Source organism: Actinoplanes sp. DH11 (assembly GCF_020873875.1).
Taxonomy (GTDB): domain Bacteria; phylum Actinomycetota; class Actinomycetes; order Mycobacteriales; family Micromonosporaceae; genus Actinoplanes.
The window spans coordinates 56,185-74,647 of sequence record NZ_JAHWGU010000027.1 but is presented as its reverse complement, the minus strand read 5'-3'; the positions used below and the strand labels follow the sequence as shown (position 1 = coordinate 74,647).

13 protein-coding genes are annotated in these 18,463 nt (G+C 75.0%); 8 read left to right on the top strand and 5 right to left on the bottom strand.

Annotated elements, in window-relative coordinates:
- Positions 1 to 51: 51 nt before the first annotated feature.
- From LPA41_RS31450 to LPA41_RS31435, 4 genes are all read right to left on the bottom strand, one after another.
- Positions 52 to 2,910 carry an FtsX-like permease family protein gene (locus LPA41_RS31450; protein ID WP_229074669.1) on the bottom strand — a complete coding sequence of 953 codons (2,859 nt, stop codon included), beginning with the start codon at positions 2,908 to 2,910 and terminating at the stop codon, positions 52 to 54.
- 97 nt (positions 2,911 to 3,007) lie between these two features.
- On the bottom strand, positions 3,008 to 6,175 hold the full coding sequence (locus LPA41_RS31445; protein WP_229074668.1) for an FtsX-like permease family protein: 3,168 nt from the start codon (positions 6,173 to 6,175) through the stop codon (positions 3,008 to 3,010).
- Entirely contained in the window at positions 6,169 to 6,912 is a 744-nt protein-coding gene (locus LPA41_RS31440; protein WP_229074667.1) for an ABC transporter ATP-binding protein, read from the bottom strand. The genes LPA41_RS31445 and LPA41_RS31440 overlap by 7 nt, the downstream gene beginning before the upstream one ends.
- Positions 6,909 to 7,790: an ATP-binding cassette domain-containing protein gene (locus LPA41_RS31435; protein ID WP_229074666.1), complete on the bottom strand. Its 882-nt coding sequence runs from the start codon at positions 7,788 to 7,790 to the stop codon at positions 6,909 to 6,911. The genes LPA41_RS31440 and LPA41_RS31435 overlap by 4 nt, the downstream gene beginning before the upstream one ends.
- 103 nt (positions 7,791 to 7,893) lie before the next feature.
- Between LPA41_RS31435 and LPA41_RS31430 the strand changes: the two genes are divergently transcribed.
- From LPA41_RS31430 to LPA41_RS31400, 7 genes are all read left to right on the top strand, one after another.
- Positions 7,894 to 8,385, top strand: a complete 492-nt coding sequence (locus LPA41_RS31430; protein WP_229074665.1) for a SigE family RNA polymerase sigma factor — start codon at positions 7,894 to 7,896, stop codon at positions 8,383 to 8,385.
- Positions 8,385 to 9,374, top strand: coding sequence for a hypothetical protein (locus LPA41_RS31425; RefSeq protein WP_229074664.1), 990 nt, complete (start codon positions 8,385 to 8,387; stop codon positions 9,372 to 9,374). The genes LPA41_RS31430 and LPA41_RS31425 overlap by 1 nt, the downstream gene beginning before the upstream one ends.
- A gap of 242 nt (positions 9,375 to 9,616) precedes the next feature.
- On the top strand, positions 9,617 to 10,990 hold the full coding sequence (locus LPA41_RS31420; RefSeq protein ID WP_229074663.1) for an NAD(P)/FAD-dependent oxidoreductase: 1,374 nt from the start codon (positions 9,617 to 9,619) through the stop codon (positions 10,988 to 10,990).
- A gap of 455 nt (positions 10,991 to 11,445) precedes the next feature.
- On the top strand, positions 11,446 to 12,066 hold the full coding sequence (locus LPA41_RS31415) for a GTP pyrophosphokinase family protein (protein ID WP_229074662.1): 621 nt from the start codon (positions 11,446 to 11,448) through the stop codon (positions 12,064 to 12,066).
- Positions 12,067 to 12,192: 126 nt separating this feature from the next.
- The gene (locus LPA41_RS31410; protein ID WP_229074661.1) at positions 12,193 to 12,750 is read left to right on the top strand and encodes a hypothetical protein; all 558 of its coding nucleotides are present in this window, start codon (positions 12,193 to 12,195) and stop codon (positions 12,748 to 12,750) included.
- Positions 12,751 to 13,594: 844 nt separating this feature from the next.
- Complete coding sequence (locus LPA41_RS31405; RefSeq protein WP_229074660.1) at positions 13,595 to 14,614, top strand: LLM class flavin-dependent oxidoreductase; 1,020 nt, start codon at positions 13,595 to 13,597, stop codon at positions 14,612 to 14,614.
- On the top strand, positions 14,614 to 15,255 hold the full coding sequence (locus LPA41_RS31400) for an NADPH-dependent F420 reductase (protein ID WP_229074659.1): 642 nt from the start codon (positions 14,614 to 14,616) through the stop codon (positions 15,253 to 15,255). Before LPA41_RS31405 ends, LPA41_RS31400 begins: the two co-directional genes overlap by 1 nt.
- 32 nt (positions 15,256 to 15,287) lie before the next feature.
- Here LPA41_RS31400 and LPA41_RS31395 read toward each other — a convergent pair whose 3' ends face one another.
- Positions 15,288 to 16,418 carry an MFS transporter gene (locus LPA41_RS31395; protein WP_229074658.1) on the bottom strand — a complete coding sequence of 377 codons (1,131 nt, stop codon included), beginning with the start codon at positions 16,416 to 16,418 and terminating at the stop codon, positions 15,288 to 15,290.
- 78 nt (positions 16,419 to 16,496) lie between these two features.
- On the opposite strand from LPA41_RS31395, the gene LPA41_RS31390 reads away from it, so the two are divergent.
- Positions 16,497 to 18,407: a serine/threonine-protein kinase gene (locus LPA41_RS31390; protein ID WP_229074657.1), complete on the top strand. Its 1,911-nt coding sequence runs from the start codon at positions 16,497 to 16,499 to the stop codon at positions 18,405 to 18,407.
- Positions 18,408 to 18,463: the final 56 nt, after the last annotated feature.

The window sequence follows — 18,463 nt, the reverse complement described above, 5'->3', positions numbered from 1 at the left end:
CCCGCCGGTCCGTCGCCGTCAGGCGTGCCCCGCAGTACCTGGCCGAGCCGCTCAGGGCGTGCCCACGCGCAGCACCTCGCTGAGCCGCTGCCGGCGGCGCACCGCCGACTCCAGCGGCGCCACCACGAGCGTGGACAGCAAAAACACGCCGGCGACCCCGGCTGCGGTGAGCCACGGCAGCGCCGGCAGCGGGTCGGCGGACTGGCCGGTCAGCAACCGCAGCGCGAGCGGACCCAGCGTGACCCCTGCCAGCAGCACGCCCAGTGCCGGCCCGGCGACCGCGGCCACCGCGGCGAGGGGGAGCAGTTCGGCGGCGGCGACCGTACGCGTGTCGCGTGGCCGCAACCCGATCGTCCGCAACCGGGTCAGGGTCTGCCAGCGTTCCGGGGCGCTCGCCGCCGCGCTCAGTGCGAACCCGGCCAGGCCGAGCGCGAGCATCACCGCCGCCGACGCCCAGGCCAGCACGCGCAGGCCGGTGACCAGGGGTGCGTCGCGGCGTTCCCGCAGCACCCCGGTGCGCGGCACGACGTCGGCGCCGATGCCGCTGTTCGCGGCGGCCCGCGCGGCACCGGGGCCGGTCGCCCAGATCGTGTTCGGCTCGGCCGGTGCACCCGCCGCGGCGAGCGCACTCGCGTCGACCAGGACCACGTCGGGGGCGCCGCCGATGGCGGGCGCGGTGCCGACCGCGGTCAGTGGCACCGCGGCGCCCTCGTCGCGGAGCAGCCGCAGACTCATGCCGGGCCGCAGGCTGCCGTCACCGGAGAGCACCAGCACGGGCACGGCTTCCGGCCTGCCCCGCGCGGGCTCCGTGCCGGCGGTGGGCCCGGCCTGAGAGGTGGGACCGCTTCCGGCGGTTTGCCCGGTTTCGGCGGTGGACCCGGTCCCCAACGGCGCGGGGCTGCTGCCCGGCGGGGCGGGGCTGCTGCCCGGCAGGGCGGCCAGCGCGGGCGCGTCCGGCAGCGGCGTGTCCGCCAGCAGCGCGCGGAACGCCGCCACGTCCACGACCACCAGCCGGGGCGCGACGGTCACCTCCTCGGTGACGATCCGCGCCGCGTCGACAACCCGTCCGGCGACGGCGTGCCGTACCCCTGGTTGCCCCGCGATCGCCGCGGTGGCCTCCGCTGCCGACGCGCCCGCGGACTCCGCCAGGTCGAGGCGGACGTCGGCGCCGGTGGAGCGCCAGGCCCCGTCGCGCAGACCGGTCTCGACGGTGGCCGCGACGGTGCCCGCGAACACCGACAGCCCGGCCGCGGCGACCACGGTGAGCAGCGGCAGGGCCCGCCCGCCCGACTCGGCCGCCCGGGCCGCGCCGAACACGGCGAGCGGCCGCCGGGACCGCAGCGCCCGCCGCAGCACCAGGCCGGTGCCGAGCGGCAGCAGCCGGAGCAGCAGCAGCGCGCCGGCCAGCAGACCCAGGGTGGGTGCGGCCGCCGGGAGCGCGACGGCCGCGCCGGGTTCGACGCCCCGCTGGTGCAGGGCGGTGAAGGCGCCGGCGGCGACCAGGACGACGGCGCCTTCGGCGGCGAGACGGCGCAGCTGGGCGGTGCGCCGGAGCCGGGTGCGGGCGCTGCGGTTGGCCGGTACGCGGCGGTCCCGGGTGGCGCGCGCGGCGGCGAGCACGCCGAGGACAGGGGCGGCGGCGATGCCGGTGAGGACCACCGGTGCGGTCCAGCCGAGACCTCCGCCGGCCCAGCCGGGACTTGCGCCGGGGGCGGACGCGACGACGGTACGGGCCAGCGCCACCCCCGCCGCCGCGGCCACCAGCGTCACCGTCAGCGACTCCAGGAGCAGCTCACCGGCGAGCGCCGGCAACCCGGCACCGCGCTGCCGTGCCACGGTCAGTGTCGCCGCCCGGCGCCGGACCAGCAGTTCCGCGGCGAGCAGCAGGACCAGCACGGCAACCGTGAGCACCGCGATCAGCAGCACGGCGGCCTGGGCGGAGGCGGCGGCGATCTGCTCGCGGACGTCGCGCAGCACCGCGTCGAGCTGAGTGTTCCAGCTGGAGGTGGTGTCGAACGTGCTCGACGACGCGGACGTGGCCTTGAGCGACACCGCGGTCGCCGTGATGCGTTCGGCCGTGTCCCAGGTCAGCACGTCCGGGTCGGGGCTGAACCAGACGGTGCGCGGCATCGCGTCCGGTGCGAACGCGAGCCGGGCGTCGGGCAGCGACGCGTCGGAGAGCAGGCCGCCGAACCGGGTGGTGCCGAAGCCGTCGGCGCCGGGTGCCGGTTCCAGCAGCCACGGTGCCTGCCGCCAGGCCGGGTCGGCCGGGTCGGTGGGCCGGAAGATGCCGCTGACCACGACGTTCTTGTCGTTGCCGTTCTCGTCGGCGGCCGGGATGCGGTCGCCCGGCCGGAACCCGAGGACGTCGGCGGCGGTCTCGGACAGGCCGATCGACACCTGCCAGGGCGGCCCGGCCGGCGGCACGTCGACGCTGCCCTCGACGGTGGCGCCGGGAGCGCCGCCGGCGGTCCAGGTGACGGCCGGCCCGCCGGCGGTGGAGAGGTAGCCGAGCCGCAGGGTCCGCAGCACGCTGCCGTCGGTGACCTTGAGGCTGGGGGAGAGGGCGCCGGCGACCGGTGGCAGCAGCACCCGGCGCAGGTCGCCACCGAGTTCGTCGAGGGCCCGGTCGCGCAGCGCGGTGACGTCCTCGGCGAGACGGGGGAACCGTTTCCGGCCGATCTCGCCGTCGTCCGGCTCCCAGCGCGCCGTGACGGTGACGTCGGCGGCGGTGCCGGCCCGGCGTACCGCGTCCCGGACCGCGTCGTCGGCGGTGGAGCGCAGCAGCACCGGGACGGCGGCGGTCAGCGCGGCGACGATCGCGACGACGACGGCGGTGAGCAGCAGCGGGCCGGCGTCGGCGCGGGCCCGTCCGGCGACGCTGGGCCAGTGCGGCACGGGAAAACGCACACGGCGACCCGCACGCGGGGCCGCACCGGCGGGGCGGGACCGGGAGCTCATGAGGCGACTCGCAGGTGGGCGGCGTCGGCGGGGCGGGGCCGGGGGCTCATGAGGCGACTCGCAGGTGGGCGGCGTCGGCGCGGCGGGACTGGACGGCGACCACGGCGGTCACCGCGACCAGGCAACCGGCCAGCAGGGCGAGGAGCAGGGCGGCCTCGGCCGGCCACGGCCAGACCGGAACGACGTCCGGCACGGGGGCGGCGCCGGTCTCCGAGCGTACGAGCAGCGGCGCCACGATCCAGGTCGCGAACCCGCCGACGGCCGCGCCGGCCGCCCAGAGCGGCAACAGGACCACCGCGTGCTGGCCGAGCAGCGTGCGCCGGATCTCCCGGCGGGTCATGCCGAGCCCCCGCAGCCGGGCCACCTCCAGCGACCGGGCCTGCAGGTCGCAGGTCACGTGCAGCACCACACCGGCGAGCAGCAGCAGGGCGGCGGCCGGTACGAGCACCCGCAGCACCGCGGGCAGCCCCGCCGGCACCGGCCCGGCCGCGAGCCGGTCCACCTCGCCGGCCCGGGTGACGGCCTGCCCCAGGTGCAGGTGGTGAACGTCGGTGCGGTCCGGGTCGCCGACCCACCAGGCGTCCACCGGCGAGGCGAAGTCACCGCGCACGGCCAGGGCCCGGCTGAGCGTGTCCAGGTCGGCGAGGAGGCCGGCGGCGCCGGGTGCGGACGGCACCGCGGGCACCACGCCGGCGACGGTCACCGGCACGGCGGTCAGCCCCAGGGTGATGTCGAGCCGGTCGCCGTCGCGTACCCCCAGATCTGCGGCGAACCCGGCCGAGACCGCCACCGGGACCGCGCCGGGGTCGGGGAACGCGGTGGCGACGATCGTCCGGGCGGCCTCCGGCGGGCCGCCGAGCAGGACCGCGCCGGCCATCCGCAGCCCGGTGCCGGTGGCCGTGGCGGTGGCGCCGGTGAGCTGCTCGGGTGTCGGCGCCGCCGAGGTGGCGGTCCAGTCGCCGGTCGCGCCGCCCGGCCCGGGCACGGCCAGGTCGACGGTCACGTCGCTGGTGCCCGTCGCGTCCCACGAGATCGTGTCACCGGTGATCGGCAGGGCGACCGCGATCAGGCGTACGCCCGGCGGCGGCTCGCACGCGCCCAGCCGGTGCGGCCGCCCGTCCAGTGGCACCGGCGCGTTCGCGCAGGTCGTCCGCAGACCCGTCGCGTCCTCCAGCAGCAGCCGCGGTGCCACCGAGAGCCCGCCGCCGCCCGCCGTACCGGTCGCCGGGGGTCCGCCGCCTGCCGTGCCGGTCGCCGGGAGCCCGGCGCCGCCTGCCGTGCCGGTCAGCGTGGCCGCTCCGGTGATCGGCAGCCCGGCGGCCGGCGCCGGCGCGGCCAGCCCGGCACCGACCTGCGCCCAGGTCCGCCCGTCGTCGAGGCGGCCGCGCAGCAGCGCGCCGGCCCGGTCGGTGTCCACCGCGACCAGCCGCGGCGCGGCGCCGTTCCCGCCCAGCCACTGCCCGACCGCGACACCCCGGTCGATGGCCGGACCGACCGTCCCGCCGGTGGCGGCGGCGACGGCGGCGCCTTCACCGGCGGCCGGCGGGCGGGTCAGGGTCAGCGCCAGGTCGGTGCCGACCGACAGGGCGGCCTGGTCGCGCTGCGAGCGTTCCCAGGTGGCGTCAAGTGCGACACCGAAGGCGCCGGCCGCGCAGGCCAGGGTGACGAGCAGCCCGGCGGCGGTGGCCTGCGGCCGGCGGGCCGCCTCGAACGCGGCGAGCGGCAGGGTGAGGCCCCGCGCCCGGCGGGCGGCCCGGTCGGCCAGGGCCAGGGCGGGCGGCGCGAGCCGCAGCGCGACGGCGGCGCCGGCCACCAGCAGCAGGGCCGGCGCGAGCACCCGGACCACGTCCGGGCCGCCGGAACCGCCACCGGGCTGGGCGCGCAGCTGCCACCAGCCGACGGCGGCCAGCGCCACCAGCAGCACGTCCGCGCCGGACCGGGCGAGGAGGTCCCGCCGGGTGCGTCCGGCGTCCGCGGGCGGGGTACGCAGACCGGCGACCACCAGCATCACCGCCAGCACCAGCGCGCCGGCCAGCACCACGAGCACCTGGACGCCGGCCACCACCGGCGCGGTGGTCAGCCCGGCGCCGCGCATCGGCGGCAGCCGGCTCAGGCCGGCGTGCAGCAGCGTGGAGGCGGGCAGCGCGAGGGCGGCCGCGAGCAGCGCCAGCACGGCCGCCTCGGCGGCTGCCACCCCGGCCAGCCGGCCGCGGCCGGCACCGAACGAGGAGAGCAGCGCCGTCTCGCCGGCGCGCAGGTCGGCGGTGAGCCGGCCGGCGAGCGCCAGAGCGGTGGCGGTGAGCACGCCGCCGAGCACGGCCACGGCCAGCACCGCGGCGTCGGTGACCTGCTGTTGCTGCCGGGCCGCCGCCAGGGCACCGGGCAACCGGGAGGCGATCCGTTCGATCCGCACCCGGTCGCCGAGGAGCCGGGCCAGGCGCCGGTCCGCGCCGAGCACCGCGGTGGTCACCGCGTCGAGGTCGCGCAGCGCCGGCCCGGACAGGTCCGGACGCGCCGTGATCTCGAGGCGGTCCAGCTGGGAGCCGCCGGCGAGCAGCTCGTCCCAGCCGATGAGGAACGGGCCGAACGCCCGGGCGGGCCGCATGGCGCTGCCGTCGCGGTAGGCGAGGTCGAACCCGGCACCGGCGAGCGGGTCGCGGTCCCAGCCCGCGCCAGCCCGGGTCCGCGCCACCCCGACCACCGTCACGCCGAGCGCCGGTGCCGGGTTCCGGACCAGTTCGGTACCGAGGCGTACCCGGGTGCCGGGCCGCAGGCCCAGCTGCCGCGCGGTGCTCTCCAGCACGACGGCCTCGCCCGGCCCGGACGGCCAGCGCCCGGCGCTCAGGTCGGCGGCCGACGGCAGGTCCTCGACGGCGGAGAGGTAGCCGACGTTGCCGCCGGCGAGTTGTCGCATCACCCCGGAGGCCCGGCCCGACGTCCGGGCCGGGAACGGTGCGAGGGAACCGGTGAGCAGGTCCCGGGTGTCGGCGGCGACCCCGGCCGCGTCGTCGCGGCCGATCGTGACGGTGTAGGCGGTGACGTCGGTCTCCGCCCCCGGCAGCCGGGCGGCCGCGACCTCGAGGGCCCGGTCGGCGGTCCACGTCACGAGCAGCGCGCACGTCCCGAGCAGGGTGGCGCCGAGCGTCACCACGGCGACCAGGGAGGCGAGCAGCCGCCACTGCGCACCGGCCCGGGCGGCCAGCAGCCTCAGCACGGCGGGTCCCGCTCCTCGACGCTTCGCGCGCCTGGTGCGTTCTGCTGCTCGGCGCGTGGCGCGTCCTGGTCCTCGACGCGTCCGTCGCTGATCCGGATCACCCGATCGGCCAGCGCCATCATCACCGGGTCGTGCGTGGAGATCAGCGCGGTGACGCCTTCGGACTCGACCACGCCCCGCAGCAGCGCCATCACCGACCGCCCGGTCTCGGCGTCCAGCTGGCCGGTCGGCTCGTCGGCGATCAGCAGCCGCGGCGAGGCGGCCAGGGCGCGGGCGATCGCGACGCGCTGCTGCTGGCCGCCGGAGAGTTCACCCGGCCGCTGTCCGGCGTGGTCACCGAGGCCGACCAGGTCGAGCAGCAGGGCGACGCGGCGTTCGCGCTCGGCGGCCGGGGTGCGGGCCAGCCGCAGCGGGGCGCCCACGTTCTCGGCGGCGGAGAGCACCGGGATGAGGCCGAAGGTCTGGAAGACGTACGCGACCTTCTCCCGCCGCAGCATCGAGAGGCCGTCCTCGTCGAGCGCGGTGACCTCGGTGCCGTCCACGTGCACCGTGCCGGCGTCCGGCCGGTCCAGGCCGCCGATCACGTTGAGCAGGGTGGTCTTGCCGGAACCGGAGCGGCCGACGAGGGCGACCATGGTGCCGGGCTCGACGTCGAAGCTGACGTCGGTCAACGCGTGCACGGCGGCCGGACCGGCGCCGAACGTGCGCGTGACACCTCGTACGCGAAGAAGGCTCATCGGTTTTCCTCGCCTGCCCGGTCCGCGGCCTGCACGGTGATGTGGTCGGCCTCCAGGGCGAGGCGGACCCGGCGGGTCAGGTCCAGGGCCTCGCGGTACTCCCGGGGGATCTGCACCCGCCCGGCCCGGTCCATCACGGCGTACTCCTCGGCGATCATGTGGGTGTCGCCGTTCGCCGCGGTCGCGGTGCGGCGCAGTACCTCACTGCTGGTGCGTCCGTCCCGGATCGCCACGGTGCGCTCCACCTGCCCGCTCACCGCCGGGTCGTGGGTGACCACCACGACGGTGACCCCGAACTCCCGGTTGACGTGCCGCAGCGCGCCGAACACCTCGGCCGACGTGGCGGTGTCCAGTTCGCCGGTCGGCTCGTCGGCGAGCAGGATCCGCGGCCGGTTGGCGAGCGCGACCGCGATGGCGACCCGCTGCTGCTGCCCGCCGGACATCTGCGCGGGACGGCGGTCGGCGCAATCGGTGACGCCCAGGGTCTCCAGGAGCTCCGCGGTGCGTTCCCGCCGGGCCCGCCCCGGCACGCCGGCGGCGGCCATCGGCAGGTCGATCACCTGACGGGCGGAGAGGTACGGCACCAGGTTGCTCGCGGTCTGCTGCCGGACGAAGCCGACCGTCTGCCGCCGGTAGCGGACCCGGTCGGCGCGGGACATCGCCAGCAGGTCCCACCGGTCGATGTGGGCCCGCCCGGCGGTGGGCGCGTCGATGCCGGCCAGAATGGACAGCAGGGTGGACTTGCCGGAACCCGACGCGCCGACCACGGCGACCATCTCGCCGGCGTCCACGGCCAGATCGAGGCCCTGCAAGGCCTGCACCTCGATCGAACCGGTCTGGTAGATCCGGACCAGGCTCTCACAAAGGATCAACGACATCTTTCCCCCGTACCGATCTTGAGCCTGCTCTTCCTACTCCGACCGGCGGCTCCTGTAAACATGTCCGGCCGCCCGACTCGTCTTTCATGGTGAGGGGGTTTCCATGCGAAGCGGTTTCGAGGAATACGTGAGAGCCCGTGGCGACGGGTTGCGCCGTTTCGCCTATCTACTCTGTGGCGACCGGCACCTCGGCGAGGATCTCGTGCAGGAGGTGCTCGTCAAGGCCTACCGGCGGTGGAATCGCATCGAGGCCGACGAGCCCGATCACTATCTGCGCACCGCGCTGGTGCGCTCGCACATCTCCTGGCTGCGCCTGCGCTCGAGCCGGGAGAAACCCGGCGCGGTCGCCGAGGACCGGCCCGGTGCCGGTGACCTCGCCGCCGAGCAGGCCACCCGGGACGACCTGTGGCGGCGGCTCGGGCTGCTGTCCCGGACGCAGCGGGCCGTTCTGGTGCTGCGCTACTACGAGGACCTCGACGACCGGCAGATCGCCGAGATCCTGCGGTGCTCGCCGCCCACCGTTCGCGTGCACGCCTCGCGGGGTCTGTCGAGACTGCGGGCCGAGTTGATCCCTGAGACGTCGGGAGCGTCGTGATGAACCTGGAAGACGACCTGCGGGTCACCCTGCACGACCGCGCTGCCGAGGCGGAGCCCCAGCCGGATCTGTGGCACGAGGTGCGCACCGGTGTCCACCGGGCTCGTCGCCGCCGTGTCGTGCTGGCCGCCGGCACGACCGCCGTGGCGATCGCCGCGGCCGTGTCCGTGCCGATGGTCCTCGCCGACCGGTCCGGGGGCAGCCCGCCGATCCCGGCCGACTCGGCCCCGGCCGCCTCCGCACCGGCGATCGACTGGGTCTGGCCGTCCTGGCCGGAGCCGGTGTTCCCGCTCCGGCCGGGCTGGGTGCCCGGTGGGGTGGGGGAGCCGGAGGTGCTGGTGATGGGCGCCAACACGCTGTTGCACTACGAGAATGACGCCTCGATCGTCGAGGTCGAGACCGGTCCGCTGGCGCCGTCGTGGGAGACCGAGGGCACGGAGGAGCACACCGCCGACGTCGGCGGACGGGAGGCCACCGTGCGGACCGCGCCCGTCGCCCCGGGCGGCCCGGCGGGGCAGGAGTTCGTCGGGGTCCGGTGGCGGTCGGCCGCCGGTGCCTGGGTGCAGGTTCTCAGCTGGGGGCCGCGCGACGAGGCCGAGGTGCTGAAGTTCGCCCGGTTCCTGGGCGCCGGCAGTGTGCCGGCGGGCCCGGCGTCGATCGAGGTCACGGCGGTCCCGGCCGGGCTGACGCTGCAGCACCGCTCCAAGGACAACCTGTGCGTGGCCGCACCGGAGGTGGTGGCGGCCGAGCGGGAACCGGAAGGGCTCTGCGCGACGGTGGTCGACGAGGACTACGCGCCCGAGGCCGAGGCCGAGCCGGTCGCGGTGACGGTCGGCGACCGCGAGGCGTCGTTCTACGCCGACTCGGGCCGGATCGACGTGAACCTGGGCGCCGGCCGCACGCTGAACGTGATGTGGGACCCGGAGACGATGCCGCTCAGCCGGACCGACGCCCTTCGCTTCGCCGAGGGGGTGACGATCCGGCCCTGACCGCGCGGAGCTCGGTCGGGCGGCGGGTGCTCGCCGCCGCCCGGCCGCCGGCGTCCGTGCGAACCGGCCTGCGCCGGGTGGCGGGTGCTCGCGGCCGCCCGGCCGCCGGTTGGCAGGTGCTCGCCGGTTCACGGCGGCGGCGCGGAGGAGTGCTGGCCGCCCGGGCGCCGGGATCCGGGCGAACCGGCTCGTGCCGGGTGGCCCCCGGAAGCCCGTAGCGGGCCAGCACGAGGATAGGTGTCATGCGAACTTTTGATGTGGTGGTCGTCGGCGCCGGACCGGGCGGCGAGGTTGCGGCCGGATACCTGGCCGAGGCCGGCCTCAGCGTGGCGATCGTGGAGGCGGACAAGGTCGGCGGTGAGTGCTCGTTCTACGCGTGCATCCCGTCCAAGGCGCTGCTGCGGCCCGGCGAACTGCTCGCGCAGGCCCGCCGGGTGCCCGGTGCGGCCGGCGCGGTCACCGGGCCGCTCGACGTGGCGGCGGTCCTGGCCCGCCGCGACGAGCTGATCGGGCACCTGGACGACGCGGGCCAGGTGCCGTGGCTGACCGAGCGCGGCATCGAGCTGGTCCGGGGCTGGGGCCGGCTGATCGGGGAACGCCGGCTCGCGGTGACCGCCGGCGGCAGCGAGGAGATCCTGGAGGCCCGTAAGGCGATCATCCTGGCCGGTGGCACCCGGGCCGCCCTGCCGCCGATCCCCGGGCTGGCCGAGGCCCGGCCGTGGACGAACCGGGAGGCGGTCACCGCCCACGACATCCCGGAGTCGCTCGTCGTCATCGGCGCCGGTGTGGTCGGCGCCGAGATGAGCCAGGCCTACACGATGCTCGGCTCGCGGGTCAAGCTGATCGGCAACGTGCTGCCGAAGGAGGAGGACTTCGTCGCGGAACAGGTCACCGCGTCCCTGCGGGACCAGGGCGTCGACGTGCGCACCGGGGTGCGGGCCGTCGCGGTGAGCCGCACCGGCACGGAGGTGCGGGTGACGCTCGGCGACGGCACCACGGTGACCGCGAGCGAGGTGCTCGTCGCGGCGGGCCGGGTCCCGCAGACCACCGGGCTGGGTCTGGACGTCGCCGGCCTGACCGAGGGCGACTTCGTCGCGGTGGACGAGCGGATGCGGGTGCCGTCGAACGACTGGCTCTATGTGATCGGTGACCTCAACGGGCGGGCGCTCTTCACGCACATGGCGAAATACCAGGCGCGGCTGGCGGCGTCGGACATCCTCGGTGACCCGCTGACCACCGAGCACCTGGCGGACGGCCCCGGCTCCCCACGGGTGATCTTCACGGAGCCGCAGGTGGCATCCGTGGGGCACCGGACGGCGAGCGCGGCGGCGGCCGGCCTGCGGGTCCGCGCGATCGACGTGCCGACCGACGGCAACGCCGGTGGGGCGTTCGCCGGTGGGAGCGGCGGTTTCGCGCGGTTCCTCGTCGACGAGGACCGTGACGTGCTCGTCGGCGTGACGATCACCGGCACCGACATCGCCGACTTCCTGCAGGCCGCCACGATCGCGGTCGTCGGCGAGATCCCGGTCCGGCGCCTGCGGCACGCGGTCCCGGCGTTCCCCACCCGCAGCGAACTCTGGCTCAAGTTCTTCGACGCCCTCGGCTCCACCCGGTGACCGCCCGGCCACCGGCCCGGCGCGGCGGCAGCGGGTAGCCGTCGGCAAGCGTGCGCGGGGGCACGGTGCCGGTGGCCGGGGTGGGCGGCGGCACCGTGCCGGTGGCCGGGGTGGGCGGCGGCACCGTGCCGGTGGCCGGGGTGGGCGGGGAGGCTCAGCCGATCGATCCGGCTCGGGCCGCGGCGGGCTGTCTCTCGGGTAGCCCGCCGCGTTGCCGGAGCGGTCCACGCCATGGTGGGCGGGGTCGTGCCCGGCCGGCAGGGGCGACAGCCCCCGGCGTCGCCCGTGCGGGGCCTTGTCGCGTCGCCCGGCCACGCTACGTTGGGCCGGTGGCATGGAGCACGGCGAACCTGCGCCGGGAAAGTCCGGAAAGCGATAAATTCTCCGGAGTGGGCGAGGACGGTCAGATAGTACGGCGTGGCGAGGGCCCGCCCCCTGAGGTGCTTCACGAGCACGTGACCGATCTGAATCGCTTCCTGATGGTCTACAAATTCGGCCTCGCCGAGATCAACACGAAGCTGGAGATCCTCGCCGAGGAGTTGGCGCACCGGGGGACCGGCAACCCGATCGAGCACATCCGGCCCCGGCTCAAGACGCCGGCCAGCATCTCCGCGAAGGCCCGCCGGATCGGCTGCCCGCTCACCTACTCCGATCTGCGGCTTCGGATCCGTGACATCGCCGGCATCCGGGTGGTGTGCGGGTTCGTCTCGGATGTCTACACGGTCGCCGAGATGCTCACCCGGCAGCCCGACGTGGAGCTGGTGCTGACCAAGGACTACATCGCGGCGCCGAAGCCGAACGGGTACCGCAGCCTGCACCTGCTCGTCGAGATCCCGGTCTTCATGTCGGACCGCGTGGTCCCGGTCCCGGTGGAGGTGCAGTTGCGGACCGTGGCCATGGACTTCTGGGCCAGCCTGGAACACAAGATCTACTACAAGCACAGCCCGCAGGTGCCGTCCCGGCTGCGTGACGAGCTCACCGCGGCGGCCGAGGACGCGGCGCGGCTCGACGAGCGGATGGAACGCCTGCACCACGAGATCAACGGTTCGCCCGCCGGTCAGCGTACTGCAAGTTGATTCATTGCTTGCAAGGACTTGCAATCCGGTCGATCTCTCCTAGGCTGAGCGTGCCTCCCTCCACTGGGGAGGATCCGGGCCGTGATCGACGGATATAACCGGATCCGAGGAGATTCCAGGAGTGCTATGCGTTCCGTCAGCAAGTTCCTGCTGGCCCTGCTCGTCGGTGTGGCCGGTGTGCTCGCCGCGGTCGGCCCGGCCGCCGCCTCACCACCCCCGCCCACGCAGCTCGGCGGGCTCGACCTGGGCGCGTACTGCCGCTCCCTGGGCCAAGCCGACGCCGCCCTGACCGGCGCCACCGCCTACGACTGGCACTGCGTCGCCGGCGACGGCCGACAGAGTGATCTGGCGTTCGACGAGGCGTGCCAGTGGGCCTACGGCAACGAGTACGCCGTCGACCGGATCGACGACTTCTACGACGCCACCTCGGTCACCTGCTGGGCCGTCCAGCGCGACGTGGTGACACCCGACTTCGAGGCGTACTGCACCGGCCAGGGCTACAGCGCCGTCGCCCTGCTGGGGGCGACCGTCTACGACTGGCACTGCGTGCGGTACAGCCGGGCCGGCCCCACGTACTACGACATCGACGTGCCGGCCGCCTGCGCCACCCTCACCCACGGTTACGCCCGCCTCGACCGTTTCGCCGACTTCTACGACGCGAACTCCTGGCAGTGCCGGGTCTGACCCGTCCGTCCCGCATCTTTTGACGCGCCGATGCCGGAATGGGTGCACCCGCCCTCCGGCATCGGCGCGCGCCCCTACCCGGCTGGCCGCCGCACCTGGCTGGCCGCCGCACCTGGCTGGCCGCCGTACCTGGCTGGCCGCCGTACCTGGCTGGCCGCCGCGCCTGCTGGCCGTCGCACCCTGCTGGCCCGTCGCACCCTGCTGGCCCGTCGCACCCTGCTGGCCCGTCGCACCCTGCTGGCCCGTCGCACCCTGCTGGCCCGTCGCACCCAGTCTGGCCGCCGCACCCCGGGACCGCCGACCAGCCGATGTACCTCGCACATCAACCGGGCCGTCTTCCCGACCCTGGTCGCATCGTCCCCTCTGGCGCTGCCGCGCCGAAAACGCGATCCGTGTCGAGATGTTGATCTGCTAGCGCTACGAAATCGCTGTTGAAAGCCCATGATCACCGCGATTTCGTAGCGCTAGCAGATCAACATCGCTTCGCAGCTCGAAGCGCTCGCACGCACTGCTCGACAACACCATGCAAGGCATCCCGGCCCAGACCCTTCAACCTAGCCTCCTAGGATGCCCGAACGGCATGCGCTCACAGGCACACGATCGACCGTCAGCCCGTCAGCCCGTCAGCCCGTCAGCCCGTCAGCCCGTCAGCCCGTCAGCCCGTCAGCCCGTCAACCCGACGGCCCAGTGCCCCGGCGGCCCGGTGCCGGGCAGCCCGCCAAGCCGGCAGCCCGCCAAGCCGGCAGCCCAGCAGCCCACCATCGACCCGGGCATAAACCCGCACCCGCGATAGTTGACACGTCCAGCATACTGATTGACACGTCAACAACACCCGGGAGCAGCCATGATCCTCGGCCTGGACACCTTCGGCGACGTCCCCTTGGACGACTCCGGGGTGCTCACCACGCACGCCGCCGCCATCCGCCACGTAATCGACGAGGCCGTCCTCGCCGACCAGCTGGGCGTGGACGCGATCGCCCTGGGCGAGCACCATCGCCCGGAGTACTCCATCTCCACCCCGGAAACCGTCCTCGCCGGCATCGCCGCCCGGACCGAGCGCATCGCCCTGGCCTCCGGCGTGACGGTGCTGAGCTCCGACGACCCGGTACGCGTCTTCCAGCGCTTCGCCACCGTCGACGCGATCTCCCAGGGCCGCGCCGAGGTGATCCTGGGCCGGGGTTCGTTCACCGAGTCGTTCCCGCTGTTCGGGTACGACATGAGTGACTACGACGTGCTGTTCGAGGAGAAGCTCGACCTGTTCGTGAAGCTGCTCGACGAGAAACCGGTGACGTGGTCCGGCAGCACCCGGCCGGCGCTCACCGACGCCGACGTGTTCCCGAAGACCGAGTCGGGCCGGCTGACGACGTGGGTGGGTGTCGGCGGTTCACCGCAGTCGGTGGTCCGCACCGCGCAGCACGGCCTCCCGCTGATGCTGGCGATCATCGGCGGGCAGCCGGAGCGGTTCGCGCCCTACATCGACCTGTACCGGCGGGCGGCGGAGCAGCTCGGCACGGTGGCCCACCCGGTCGGCATGCACTCGCCGGGTTTCGTCGCGGACACCGATGAGCAGGCCAAGGAGTTGTTCTACCCGCACTACAAGGTGCAGCGGGACCGGATCGGCGCGCTGCGCGGCTGGCCGCCGTTGCGCCGGGCCGAGTTCGACGCCGAGGTGGCGCACGGTTCGCTGTACGTCGGCTCACCGGATACCGTCGCCCGCAAGATCGCGCGAGCGATCCAGGCGCTCGGCGTGGGACGGTTCGACTTGATCTACACGGTGGGCGCCCAGCCGGTCAGCGCCCGGATGCGCGCGGTGGAGCTGTTCGGCGCGAAGGTCGCGCCGCTGGTGCGGGACATGGTGGCGTGATGACGACGATCGGCATTCTGGGTGCGGGCAAGCTGGGCACGGTTCTCGGGCGGCTCGGTGTCGCCGCCGGATACGACGTGCTGGTGGCGGGCTCCGGCGACCCGGCGAAGATCAGGCTGATCGTGGAGGTGCTCACCCCGGGGGTGGTGGCGGTGACCGCCGAGGAGGCGGCCCGCCGGGCGGACGTGGTGATCCTCGCGTTGCCGCTCGGCAAGTACCCGTCGCTTCCGGTGGAGGCGTTGCGCGGCAAAGTGGTGATCGACGCGATGAACTACTGGTGGGAGGTCGACGGCGTCCGTGACGACCTGGGCAACTCCAGCAAGCTCGTGCAGGCGTTCCTGCCGGAGTCGCACGTGGTGAAGGGTTTCAACCACATGGGCTATCACGATCTCGAGGCGGAGGGCCGTCCGGCGGGGGCGCCGGGGCGCAAGGCCATCGCGATCGCGGGCGACGACCCGGCCGGCCTCGCCGCTGCCGCGGCCTTGGTGGAGGCGTTCGGGTTCGACGCGGTGCGGGCCGGGTCCCTGTCCGAGGGTGTACGCATGGAGCCCGGCACCCCGATCTTCGGGGCGAACACGGACGCACCGTCGGTCCGGGCCTTGCTCGACAGCTTCGACAACCCGGCGGCGGCGCCCGCCTGAGCAGCGGCGCCCGTGCGCGGCAACCGGACCGCTCAGCGGCGCCCCCGGCCGGCGACCGCTCCGGCGACGGTCTGGACCAGGGCGAACCCGGCGGCCAGGACAAGTGACGCGGTCCAGCCGCCGGTTCGCTCGGCCAGCACCCCGGTCAGGAACGGCCCGCACGCGGCGAGCAGGTAGCCCAGCGAGGCCATCCCGGACAGCCGGGTTGTCTCCGCGTGGTCGCGCCCGCCCATGCTGACCAGGGTGAGCGCGGCCACCAGGGCGGCGCCCTGCCCGAGCCCGCCGACGATCGCCCAGAGAACGGCGAGACCGGGCGCGGCGAGCAGGCCGACGACGGCGACGAGCACCGGCAGGCTGGCGACGACCGCGCCGGTGCTGCGGTGCCGCGGGTCGCGCAGCAGCGACGGGATGGCGAGCCCGCCGACGATGCCCAGCGCCTGGAAGAGGAAGAGGTGCAGGCCGGCGGCACGGTCGGAGACGCCGGCGTCGATCTCGATGGTCGGCAGCCAGGTGACGAGGACGTAGAAGGTGGTCGACTGAAGACCCATGAAAGCGGTGAGCACCCAGGCGTACGGCTGCCGCCAGACGCTGACCTGGACCCTCGTCCCGGGTGCCGGTGCCGCCAGGGGTTGCGGGGTGACCTGGCTCCGGGGCAGCCAGGCCGTCGCCACGAGCAGGGCCAGCACCGACCAGACGCTGAGGGCGAGCCGCCAGTCGGCCAGGCCGGCGATCGGCACGGCCAGCGCGGAGGCGGTGCCGGCGGCCAGCGTCATGCACGCCGTGTAGACACCGGTGGCCCGCGAGACGTTCGCCGCGTAGTCCCGTTTGACGATCACCGGCGCCAGGACGTTGCCGACCGCGATGGCACACCCGATCACGACGGTTCCGGCCCAGAGACCCACGATCCCGGTGTACGAGCGGAGCACCCCACCGGCGGCCAGCACCACCAGTGCCACCAGCACCGCCCGGTCCGTCCCGAGCCGCCGGGCCAGCCGATGCACCTGCGGTGACACGGCCGCGAACGCCAGCAACGGCAAGGCGCCGAGCAGCCCCTGCGCGGTCTCCCCGAGCCGCTCGTCGGCGCTGATCTGCGGCAGCAGCGGCCCGACCGTGGTGATCGCCGGACGCAGGCACATCGCGACGAGGAAGACGAGCGCAGTCATCCGGTCAGTCTCGCCGAAAACCGGGCGAGTTGGATCACGGGGATGCGGATCGATGGCGTTGCCGGGAGGATGGCCGGAATGAACGGACAGCCCATCGCCGGCGGCGACTACGAGAGGGCGCACGCCGGCCTCCTGCTCGGCGGCCGCTACCGGCTCCTGATGCCGGTCGGTGCGGGCGGCATGGCGGTGGTCTGGAAAGCCCACGACCATGTGCTGGGCCGGACCGTCGCGGTGAAGATGCTGGCGTCCGAACAGGCCGGCGACGACCGGGCCCGCGACCGGATCCGGCAGGAGGCGCGTGCCGCCGCGACACTGTCGCACCCGAACATCGCCCAGGTGCACGACTACGGCGAGGTGGCGGCCGGTGGGCGTACCGTGCCGTACGTCGTGATGGAACTGGTGCCCGGTGGGACGCTCGCCCGGCGGCTCGCCGCCGGGCCGATGGCACCGGAGTTCGCGCTGCGGGTGGGCGCGGAGGTGGCCGCCGCCCTGACCGCCGCACACGACGAGGGCCTGGTGCATCGCGACATCAAGCCGGGCAACGTGATGCTGGCCGACACGGGCGCGAAAGTGGTCGACTTCGGCATCGCCGCGGCGGTGGCGCCCGGCGGCACCGGCCTGGAGACGGAGGTGCTGGGCACGCCGGCCTACCTGGCACCGGAACGCCTGGTCGGGGACGCGGTCGTGCCGGCCTCCGACGTGTACGCGCTGGGCGTCGTGCTGTACCGCATGCTCACCGGCCGTTCACCGTGGACCAGCGAGGACACCCGGCAGATGTTCGACGCGCACCTCTACCTGCCGCCCGCGCCGCTGCCACCCCTGCCGGGGATCTCCGACTACGTCGCCGGCCTCTGCGACCGCTGCCTGGCGAAGGACCCGGCAGCCCGGCCCACCGCCCGCGAGGTCGCCGCGGTGCTGGCCCGGGGCGCCGGCCTGCGCGTGGTGACCGACGATCTGCTCCCGTCCCGGGCCGGCGCCGCCGCGGGCGCTGAACCGACCGTGCTGGTCCGCTCCCTGCAACGCACCCAGCGCGTCCCTGCGGGCGAGCTCCGGTCCGGGGCCCCACCCGCCGCGCTCCCGGTTTCCGGCGCCGCTGCGTTGCCTGCCTCGGGTGCGGCTGCGTTGCCGGTCCCCGGTGCCGCGGCGCTGCCGGCTTCCGACTCCGCGCTGCCGGCTTCCGACGCCGCGGGGGAGCGCGGGGTGGGTGAAGCGCCCGGCCTCGGAGTGCACGCCGACCTCGGCGGCGAGCCGGTGGCGGCTCTGGCCCCTTCCTCGCCCGGCGAGCCGGTGGCGGATCCGCCTTCTCCCGCGCCCGGCAGACCGGTGCGAGCCGGATCGGTGCGTCGCTGGCTGGCCGGCGCGGGCGTGCTGCTGGCCGCCGGCCTCGGAGGCTGGTTGCTGGTGACCGATCCTGATCAGCAAGACCCGATCAGCGCGGCTCCGGCGGAGGGTGTTGGCCCCGCCGACAGTTCCGGTCCGGTGCTCAGCCGTGGGCCCGCGCAGGCGTCGGCAGAACCCTCCGGCCGGGTCGCCCCGGCCGATCCGGGGCTGCCGGCGCAGGTCATCGACACGCCGGGGCGCGTAAGCGGCTCGACGGGTGCTGCGGCCTCCAGCGCCCCGGCTTCCGGATCGGCGACGCCCGGCCCGGCAACGACCGGTCCCGCGGCGACCGAACCCACGGCGACCGGCACCGCCGCCCCGAGCCGCAGCGTGACGACCACCCCGGCCGGGACCGCCCCGGCGACTACGGCGCCCCGGCTCGTCCGGCGCACGCTCACATCGGACGGGGGCGTGGTCGACGCGACGTGCTCGGCCCCGGGGACCGCGGAGATCCTGGCGTGGACGGCGACGAAGCCCTACAAGGTGGAGTCGGCCGACCCGGGTCCGGCGTCGCGTACCGCGGTGACCTACAAGCGCGGCAGCTCCCGACTGACGATGACGGTGACCTGCGAATCCGGCGTCCCGTCCGCCGCCACGACCCGCTCCTGACCCGCGGAACCCCGCGCCTCCGACCCGCCCCTGACCTGCCGGACCCGGCGCCTCCG

Excerpts from the sequence above, each read along its gene's own strand:
- LPA41_RS31400 (WP_229074659.1), top strand. The coding sequence starts at position 14,614 with ATGACGACGATCGGCATTCTGGGTGCGGGCAAGCTGGGCACGGTTCTC.
- LPA41_RS31440 (WP_229074667.1), bottom strand. The coding sequence starts at position 6,912 with ATGAGCCTTCTTCGCGTACGAGGTGTCACGCGCACGTTCGGCGCCGGT.
- LPA41_RS31425 (WP_229074664.1), top strand. The coding sequence starts at position 8,385 with ATGAACCTGGAAGACGACCTGCGGGTCACCCTGCACGACCGCGCTGCC.
- LPA41_RS31430 (WP_229074665.1), top strand. The coding sequence starts at position 7,894 with ATGCGAAGCGGTTTCGAGGAATACGTGAGAGCCCGTGGCGACGGGTTG.
- LPA41_RS31405 (WP_229074660.1), top strand. The coding sequence starts at position 13,595 with ATGATCCTCGGCCTGGACACCTTCGGCGACGTCCCCTTGGACGACTCC.
- LPA41_RS31395 (WP_229074658.1), bottom strand. The coding sequence starts at position 16,418 with ATGACTGCGCTCGTCTTCCTCGTCGCGATGTGCCTGCGTCCGGCGATC.
- LPA41_RS31420 (WP_229074663.1), top strand. The coding sequence starts at position 9,617 with ATGCGAACTTTTGATGTGGTGGTCGTCGGCGCCGGACCGGGCGGCGAG.
- LPA41_RS31410 (WP_229074661.1), top strand. The coding sequence starts at position 12,193 with ATGCGTTCCGTCAGCAAGTTCCTGCTGGCCCTGCTCGTCGGTGTGGCC.
- LPA41_RS31390 (WP_229074657.1), top strand. The coding sequence starts at position 16,497 with ATGAACGGACAGCCCATCGCCGGCGGCGACTACGAGAGGGCGCACGCC.
- LPA41_RS31435 (WP_229074666.1), bottom strand. The coding sequence starts at position 7,790 with ATGTCGTTGATCCTTTGTGAGAGCCTGGTCCGGATCTACCAGACCGGT.